The following is a 6,539-nucleotide window of genomic DNA, read 5'->3' on the forward strand; positions in this document are numbered from 1 at the left end:
GGTGAACCCGCTCCTACAGGGACCTCATGTCCCCGGTGGGAGCGGGTTCACCCGCGAAGCAGGCGCCGCTGCTTTCAACGCACTCTGTCAAACTGCTCCGGCCAGTCCCTGCGGGTAAACACCTGCCCTTCCCGCCGCACCCGCCGTACTTCCTCAAGGTCCACGTCACACACCAGCCACTGGCTTCTGCCCGGCTCCAGCGCTGCGCTCAAGGCAACCACACCGTCCCCCGGCATGCCATGGTCCGGCGGTACGAACAACCCTGCCCGGCCAATATTCTCATCCAGCGCCGGCGACCAGGCCGCCAGCCCTACCGTCGGGCTCTGCAACACCGCTATCTGGTTCTCCAGCGCCCGTGCCTGGGCACCGATGCGCACCCGGTGATAGCCCGCCTCGGTGTCGGTGCAGCTCGGTGCCAGGATCAGGTCGGCACCCAACTCGGCCAACTGCCGGGCCAGCATCGGGAACTCATTGTCGTAGCAGATCAGAATGCCCACACGCCCCAGTGCAGTATCGAACACCCGCAGCCCCTGGCCTGCGCTGATGCCCCACTGCTCTCGCTCGAAGCGGGTCATCATCAGTTTGTCCTGGTAGCCCAGCGGCCCCTCGGGACCGAACAGCCAGGCGCGGTTGCGGTAGGCACCGTCATTGTCCAGCACCGGCACGCTCCCCGGCTGCAGGTAGATGTCCCAGCGCCTGGCCATGCTTTCACACAAGGCTGCCCAGGCGCCGATCAGCGGTTGGATCCCGGCAATCGAACCCAGCAGGTCGCCCCGGTGTTCACCTCTCAACTGGCCGCTGAGTACCAGCCCGGCATACTCGGGCAGCAACAGCAAACGGGCGCCCGCCGCCACCGCTTCGGCGCACAGGCCCTGCAGGTGGTCGGCATAGGCGTCCCAGGTTTCATGCAGTTCGATGGCGTACTGGCAGGCCGCCAGGCGGATCATACCGGCAGTTCCTTCAGCCAGAACGACATCAGCTTGTCGGAGCTTTCCTGCTCGTCCAGGTCACGCCAGGCATAGCGGGTGCGCAGCGACGGGTCGTGCAGGAAACCGCGGTTACGCCAGAAACCATGCAACGGCTTGTAGTCTGCAGGCCGGCGCGGGTGTACACCGGGCCGCTCGACCGCACAGAACGCGCAGTAGTCGAACTCGGCCAGTTTGTGGGCATAAGACTCGCGTTCGATGAAGAAACGCACGCCCAAACCTTGGCCGCGGTACTCCGGCAATACCAGCGACTCACCAAAGTAATAAACGCTGGCCGGGTCCCGCCCCTGGGCCAGGAACGGCTGCTGGAACTCCGGGGCCACGTCCACCAGCGGCAGGCCGGTAGATGCACCCACCACCTGGCCTTGGTCCAGCGCCAGCACCACCAGGCTGCGCCCGGAACGGGCATAGTTGGCCAGGTAGTCGGCTTCGTACTCCGGGGTGCCGTCGTACAGGTAGGGGAACTCGCGGAATACGGTAAGGCGCAAGCGAGCGAGGTCATCGATATAGGGCGCGATAGCGGCGCCGTGCAACAGGCGTATTTCCATGCTTGGCGGTCGTTTTGTCGATGTGGATGACGCGCTCGGCTAAGCCGGGCTTGAGGGGGAACCGTATCATCCGGGGCAACGACCCGCCTTTTCCCTACACGACAGGTATTGTTCCATGACCGCTACCGAACTGGTAAATGCGTACTACGCCGCCTTCAACGCCGGCGACATGCCGGGCTTTCTGGCACTGCTCAGCGAAGACGTGATCCACGACATCAACCAGGGCGAGCGGCAGATGGGCAAGGCCAGGTTTGCAGCGTTCATGGACAAGATGAACCGCTGCTACCGCGAGCGCCTGGCCGACATCGTGGTCATGCAGAACGCCGACGGCAGCCGTGCGGCGGCGGAGTTCACCGTGCATGGCCAGTACCTGGCCAATGACGATGGGTTGCCGCCGGCGAACGGGCAGACCTACGTGCTGCCGGCCGGGGCCTTCTTCTACATCCATTGCGGCAAGATTGCCCGCGTGACCAACTACTACAACCTCAATGACTGGGTTGAACAGGTAGGTTGAGCCTGTACGGGCCTGTTCGCGGGTTCACCTGCGAACACGCCTGTCAGGCGATGCGGGTGCCCAGCACCTTGAGGAAGGCCGCCAGCCACGCCGGGTGCGCCGGCCAGGCCGGGGCGGTTACCAGGTTGCCATCCACATGGGCCTGGTCCACGGCGATGTCGATGAACGTCCCACCCGCCAGCCGCACCTCCGGCGCACACGCCGGGTAGGCGCTGCATTCGCGCCCTTTCAGCACCCCGGCCGCTGCCAGCAACTGCGCACCATGGCACACTGCTGCAATCGGCTTGCCGGCCTGGTCGAACGCCCGCACCAGCTCCAGCACCTTCTCATCCAGGCGCAGGTACTCCGGCGCCCGGCCACCTGGGATCAGCAGCGCGTCGTAGCGCTCGGGCCGCACCCGCACGAAATCGAAGTTCAGGGCAAAGTTGTGCCCGGGTTTTTCGCTGTAGGTCTGCTCACCCTCGAAATCATGAATCGCGGTACGCACCGTCTGCCCCGCCAGCTTCTCCGGGCACACCGCGTGCACCGTGTGGCCGACCATGCTCAGTGCCTGGAACGGCACCATTGCTTCGTAATCCTCGACGTAATCGCCGACCAGCATCAGAATTTTTTTCGCCGTCATCGCACACACTCCTTCGCTCGCCCGTGAACAGTCATTGCACGATAGCCGCTATCAGTCGCGGCGGTCGAGCAGGTTCACCACCAGCCGGTCGAGCCAGCCCCAGATGCGCTGCTTGACCCGCCGCCACAGCGGCCGGGCGTGCCAATGGGCCAGGTCGACTTCCTCGCTCAGGGCAAAATCGCGCTCGAAGCTGGCGACCACGGCTGCCGTCAGCGGTGGGTCCAGCGCCTCGATGTTGGCTTCCAGGTTGAAGCGCAGGTTCCAATGGTCGAAGTTGCAGGAGCCAACGCTGACCCAGTCGTCCACCACGGCCATCTTCAGGTGCAGGAAGCACGGCTGGTACTCGAAAATGCGTACACCAGCGCGCAGCAGGCGCGGGTAGTAGCGGTGCCCGGCATAACGGACCGAGGGGTGGTCGGTGCGCGGCCCGGTCAGCAGCAGCCGCACGTCCAGGCCCTTGCTGGCGGCCCGGCGCAAGGAACGGCGTACACTCCAGGTTGGCAAGAAGTAGGGCGTGGCCAGCCATACCCGTTGCTTGCCGCTGTTCAGGGCGCGCACCAGCGCGTGCAGGATGTCCTGGTGCTGACGGGCGTCGGCGTAGGCCACCCGGCCCATGCCCTGCCCCTGCGCCGGCACCTTGGGCAGGCGCGGCAAGCCAAAGCCCTCGGCGGGGCGCCATGCGGTGCGGCGGTTGTTGGCATGCCACTGGCGGTCGAACAGCAATTGCCAGTCGGCCACCACCGGGCCTTGCATCTGCACCATCACCTCGTGCCAGTCACTGCGCGCCTGGCCGGGTGTCCAGAACTCATCGGTTACGCCCGTGCCGCCGACCACAGCCCAGCGCTCGTCCACCAACAGCAGCTTGCGGTGGTCGCGGTACAAGTTGCGCAGGCCGCGCTTCCAGCGCAGGCGGTTGTACCAGCGCAGCTCCACCCCCGCCGCCAGCAAGCGCTGGCGTAGCGTGCTGTTGAAGGCCAGCGAACCGTAGTCGTCGAACAGGCAGCGCACTCGCACACCCCGCCGTGCCGTGTGCTCCAGCGCTTCGACCACCGCCTCGGCACAGGCTCCAGCCTCGACCAGGTAGAGTTCCAGGTCTACCTGCGACTCGGCGCGCTCGATCGCCGCAAGCATGCGCGGAAAGAACTCGGGGCCGTCGATCAGCAGCTCGAACTGGTTACCCTCCCGCCAGGGAAATACCGGCCCCGGCATGTCAGCGCGCGGTGAAAATCAGCACCGCATTGACCGGCACCGACGGGTTGATGGATTTGAGCTTGGCAAACTTGCGCAGGTTTTCCAGCCCCGGCAGCAGGCCAAAGTCCTCGGCACGCAGCAGCAGTGGCTCGAGGGTGACCACCTGGAACCGTCGCGCATCCAGGCGGGTTGCCAGCAACAAGGCGTTGTAGCGGTGCGACTGCCCGTGCAAGGTGACCGTCAGCGGCAGGCGCAGCTCGATCTGGGCACCATCGGCCAGGTCATTGATCGGGCGCAGGTCGATTTGCGCCTTCACCGTGGCCTCGGCAAAGCGGCCGACCTCGAACAGCTGGTCACGCATCTGCTCGTCACGCAGGGGGATGCCACTGCTGACCGAATCCATCTCGATGCGCAAGCCCGCCACGCCCTTGTTGTCGACCGAACCATGCAGCACCAGGAAGCGATGCACTTCGGCGGTATCGCCATTCTTGCCGGTAATGAACGACAAGCGCGAAGACTCGCCATCGAGGTGCCAGTTGGCATGGGCGGGCAGGCAAACAGCCAGCAACAGGGCGAAGAGCGCGGAGGGCAACTTGAACATGACAAACCTCAGAAAACCAAGCCGCCAACCTTACCCGCCCGCTTTACCGGCAGCAAGCGGCGTGCCCTGCAGGGTCTTGCGCACTCATGCAGAGCCCACAGCAGCCCAGGCCTTGCGCAGCCGTTTCTCCCGCGCCGCCGCAACCAGCGCCATCACCCCCTGATCCCGCTGCCACAGCTCGGCCCAATGCGCCGGCCCCGCCGCCAACGCCGCGTCTACCTGCGGCCGCAGGGCCTGGAATGGCACGTACAAGCCCCAGGGGTTGTCACGCAAGCATCACCAAAGCTTCACCGGGGTGACACCGCGTCTACCTAGGCTGACTTTGCACAACAAAGCCGACCGGCCGCAACCCTTCATGGCTGCTTATGGAGACTCGCAATGACTCGGATCGCTCACGCTGGCGACAACAGCACTGAACGCCGCCTGCAAGCCGAACGCCTGGTTGGCGCCAAGGCGCTGCAAGAAGCCCAAGCCTTGCGTTACCAAGTGTTCAGCGCAGAATTCAAGGCCAAACTCAAAGGTGCCGAGCACGGCCTGGACATGGACGACTACGACGTGCACTGCCGCCACATTGGTGTACGCGACCTGAGTACCGGCAAGCTGGTGGCCACTACCCGGCTGCTTGACCACCAGGCCGCCAGCAGCCTGGGGCGGTTCTACAGCGAAGAAGAATTCCGCCTGCACGGCCTGTTGCAGCTGCAAGGGCCGATCCTTGAACTGGGGCGCACCTGCGTAGCCCCCGCCTACCGCAATGGCGGCACCATTGCTGTGCTCTGGGGCGAGCTGGCCGAGGTCCTCAATGAAGGCCGCTACCGTTACCTGATGGGCTGCGCCAGCATCCCCATGCAGGACGGTGGCGTACAGGCCCAGGCCGTGATGCAGCGCCTGCGCGAGCGCTACCTGTGCACCGAACACCTGCGCGCCGAACCGAAGAAGCCGCTGCCGAACCTGGCGCTGCCCAACAACGTCATCGCCGAACTGCCACCGCTGCTCAAAGCCTACATGCGCCTGGGTGCAAAGATCTGCGGCGAGCCGTGCTGGGACGAAGACTTCCAGGTCGCCGACGTGTTCATCCTGCTCAAGCGCGACGACCTGTGCCCGCGCTACGCCCGCCACTTCAAGGCGGCAGTCTGATGCCCAGGCTGCGGGTACTGGCCCGCGTCTGCAGGCTGCTGCTGGTCGTGCTGCTCGGCGTGCTGATGGCCTGCGTGATCGCCGTGGGGCAGCGGCTGGGCCTGAAGGCCTCGCTCGAAAGGCGCCAGCGCTGGACCTGCCTGTTCATGAAACGCCTGGTCGCAGCCCTGCCCTTCGACGTGCAGGTGCGCGGGCCGCTGCCGCAGCGGCCGATGTTGTGGGTCAGCAACCATGTGTCGTGGACCGACATCCCCCTGCTGGGCATGCTGATGCCCCTGTCATTCCTGTCCAAGGCCGAAGTGCGCCAGTGGCCGCTGGCCGGCTGGCTGGCGCAACAGGCCGGCACGCTGTTCATTCGTCGTGGGGGCGGCGACAGCGAACGGCTGCGCGAGCAGATTGCCAGGCAACTGGGCCTGGCCAGGCCGCTGCTGATCTTTCCTGAAGGCACCACCACCAGCGGTCACGCCTTGCGCACTTTCCATGGCCGCCTGCTGGCGCCGGCCATCGACCGTGGCGTAGCGGTTCAGCCAGTGGCCATCCAATACCTGCGCGACGGCCAGATCGACCCGGTTGCGCCTTTTGTTGGTGACGACGACTTGGTGGCGCACCTGCTGCGCCTGTTCGCCCAGCCACGTGCGCAGGTGTGCATTCACCTGTTGCCGCCGATCGGGACCGTGGGCAAGGAACGTGCGCTGCTGGCAATGCAGGCACAGCAGGCGATTCACCTGGCGTTGTATGGGTTTGAAAACGTCGAGGCGGCGCCACGGCGGCAGACGCGGGCTGCCTGATCTCTATCTCATGTTGCGGCCCTATCGCCGGCAAGCCGGCTTTACAGGTACTGCGTTGGCCTGCAAACCTGCAGTGAACTTGTGGGAGATTCTATGGTTCCTGGCAAGGGTAGCCGGAGCATCTTCAGCGCCTGTGAGATCGAGCGCCGCCCGCG

8 protein-coding genes and 1 pseudogene are annotated in these 6,539 nt (G+C 65.4%); 3 read left to right on the forward strand and 6 right to left on the reverse strand.

Translation table 11 applies throughout. From position 1 onward, the window contains the following. Positions 1–74: 74 nt before the first annotated feature. Positions 75–947 carry a carbon-nitrogen hydrolase family protein gene (locus EGJ22_RS25405; RefSeq protein WP_029887343.1) on the reverse strand — a complete coding sequence of 291 codons (873 nt, stop codon included), beginning with the start codon at positions 945–947 and terminating at the stop codon, positions 75–77. After that, positions 944–1,534, reverse strand: a complete 591-nt coding sequence (locus EGJ22_RS25410) for a GNAT family N-acetyltransferase (RefSeq protein ID WP_009685643.1) — start codon at positions 1,532–1,534, stop codon at positions 944–946. Before EGJ22_RS25410 ends, EGJ22_RS25405 begins: the two co-directional genes overlap by 4 nt. A 115-nt stretch (positions 1,535–1,649) precedes the next feature. Between EGJ22_RS25410 and EGJ22_RS25415 the strand changes: the two genes are divergently transcribed. Continuing rightward, positions 1,650–2,048 carry a nuclear transport factor 2 family protein gene (locus EGJ22_RS25415; RefSeq protein ID WP_029887342.1) on the forward strand — a complete coding sequence of 133 codons (399 nt, stop codon included), beginning with the start codon at positions 1,650–1,652 and terminating at the stop codon, positions 2,046–2,048. A 43-nt stretch (positions 2,049–2,091) separates the two neighbouring features. On the opposite strand, the gene EGJ22_RS25420 is transcribed toward EGJ22_RS25415, so the two are convergent. The 4 genes and pseudogenes from EGJ22_RS25420 to EGJ22_RS26815 form a co-directional block, all read right to left on the reverse strand. Beyond that, positions 2,092–2,670, reverse strand: coding sequence for a DJ-1/PfpI family protein (locus EGJ22_RS25420; RefSeq protein WP_029887341.1), 579 nt, complete (start codon positions 2,668–2,670; stop codon positions 2,092–2,094). 51 nt (positions 2,671–2,721) lie between these two features. Continuing rightward, a complete protein-coding gene (locus tag EGJ22_RS25425; RefSeq protein WP_029887340.1) occupies positions 2,722–3,879 on the reverse strand; it encodes a phosphatidylserine/phosphatidylglycerophosphate/cardiolipin synthase family protein in 1,158 nt (385 codons plus the stop codon). Position 3,880: 1 nt separating this feature from the next. Continuing rightward, complete coding sequence (locus EGJ22_RS25430; protein WP_009685647.1) at positions 3,881–4,462, reverse strand: YceI family protein; 582 nt, start codon at positions 4,460–4,462, stop codon at positions 3,881–3,883. Positions 4,463–4,546: 84 nt separating this feature from the next. Then, positions 4,547–4,717: pseudogene (locus EGJ22_RS26815) on the reverse strand (acyl-CoA dehydrogenase); the annotation flags it as partial. 123 nt (positions 4,718–4,840) lie between these two features. On the opposite strand from EGJ22_RS26815, the gene olsB reads away from it, so the two are divergent. Together olsB and EGJ22_RS25445 are read left to right on the forward strand one after the other, a co-directional pair. Next, positions 4,841–5,596, forward strand: a complete 756-nt coding sequence (olsB, locus tag EGJ22_RS25440; protein WP_029887338.1) for an L-ornithine N(alpha)-acyltransferase — start codon at positions 4,841–4,843, stop codon at positions 5,594–5,596. Next, positions 5,596–6,384, forward strand: a complete 789-nt coding sequence (locus EGJ22_RS25445; protein ID WP_029887337.1) for a lysophospholipid acyltransferase family protein — start codon at positions 5,596–5,598, stop codon at positions 6,382–6,384. The genes olsB and EGJ22_RS25445 overlap by 1 nt, the downstream gene beginning before the upstream one ends. The last annotated feature ends 155 nt before the right edge of the window (positions 6,385–6,539 follow it).

This window comes from Pseudomonas sp. p99-361 (genome assembly GCF_003935475.1).
Classification (GTDB): domain Bacteria; phylum Pseudomonadota; class Gammaproteobacteria; order Pseudomonadales; family Pseudomonadaceae; genus Aquipseudomonas; species Aquipseudomonas juntendi.